This window comes from Aminobacter sp. P4_D5 (assembly GCF_056401815.1).
Genome location: NZ_JBFUIP010000383.1, coordinates 1 through 1,272, shown reverse-complemented (window position 1 = coordinate 1,272; position 1,272 = coordinate 1). Strand labels below are relative to the sequence as shown.

Sequence of the window (1,272 nt, the reverse complement as noted above, 5' to 3'; positions counted from 1 at the left end):
AGTCTCCTTTCTGTCCGCCCGGAATACCATTGTCGAGACGCTGTCGAGGTCGACGCGGTAGCGCTCTCCGACGACGATTCCACCCGTGACCGGAAAGAGCACTCGCGCCTCGCGCATGCCCATCCAGTCGGCTTCGCCGTAAATAGCACGTTTGCCACGAATGCGGCGCGGAGCAGCTCTGGCGAAGGCGGCGTTCCCAATCATTGCGACGCGCAGTGCAAAAATGCCTGCGAACATTGCAACACCAGCTCCGAGCATGGTCGAGGGATAAGTGTAGTACAGCACCGTCTGTTCGGCTGGCACGCGATCACTGAGTGCGGAAAGCCTCGTTGTCTCGCGAACCACGGCGATGAGAACAACCGCAGCACTTCCAGTCGCAACGCCCCAGCCAGCCGCTTTGACGCTTGCTGCACCTGCTGCCGCAAAGAGGAAGATGATGCCAACCGTTCCCGACAAGAAATAGGGTAAGGCGAGCGCGGCACGACTTAGCATCAGGCGAGCGCTGTCGTTCGTTCCGAGCGCTACCAGCAAGTGCTCGGCGTCGGTGACGCCCAACAGCGTTCCGATCATCAGTGCTGACGGCGCGATTGCGACCAGGAGCCTACTCACTGTCATGACTGAGTGCCTCCACTCCAATCTTCGCGAGCCTGGATCGCTCGGTTTCGTCTACTCGCAGCCGTCGGCTCGCATCGAGCAGTAGGCCGAGCAATAGCGCCCGCTTCTCGTAGTGGAGCCCGGCCTTCACGATCAGGCCACCCAACCCCATCTTCTCGCGTGTGTCCTTCTTGCGGACTTCCGATGTGGCAAACCGCGACACACGCTCACGCCTCACCGGCGCCGCCCGCAGCCTGGCCAGCCGCGACCGACGCGGCCAACGTACCTTTTGTCCTACCGGTTCCATCCTTCTTTCTGGACGACTTTTGGAGAAACCGCACCGCGAGTTCCTCGAAGGCCGCCAGCAACTCGGCTTCGTCGCTCTCCATCTCACCCAGTCCGGCCCGGAGTGCCATCCGCCTGATGCACTCGGCCTTGCGCGTTTCCGCTTGCCTTAATTGCTCCTGCAGTCGGGCGATTTCTTGCCTGATCTTCGATGAGGGTTTTTTCATTTTGGACCGGCCTTCCTTGTCTGGATTGAGCCAAACGCCAGGCAAAGATCGACGGGGAGGGTGCGAAGCGCATCCCCGTTTATTCTCCAGTCGGCGGAGCCGACGCTCTCAACGATGATCCCGCCGTTCCGAAGGAGCGGTCCAAGGGCGCAATTATACGTCGCTG

At 60.9% G+C, this 1,272-nt stretch carries 2 protein-coding genes and 1 pseudogene; all 3 read right to left on the bottom strand.

The features are described from left to right. Positions 1–555, bottom strand: a pseudogene (locus tag AC1DWF_RS32085) (Ti-type conjugative transfer system protein TraG); the annotation flags it as partial. Positions 556–601: 46 nt separating this feature from the next. Beyond that, the gene (traD, locus tag AC1DWF_RS32080) at positions 602–817 is read right to left on the bottom strand and encodes a type IV conjugative transfer system coupling protein TraD (RefSeq protein ID WP_476785598.1); all 216 of its coding nucleotides are present in this window, start codon (positions 815–817) and stop codon (positions 602–604) included. Between the two features lie 4 nt (positions 818–821). Further along, a complete protein-coding gene (locus AC1DWF_RS32075; protein ID WP_476785597.1) occupies positions 822–1,106 on the bottom strand; it encodes a TraC family protein in 285 nt (94 codons plus the stop codon). Positions 1,107–1,272 lie beyond the last annotated feature (166 nt).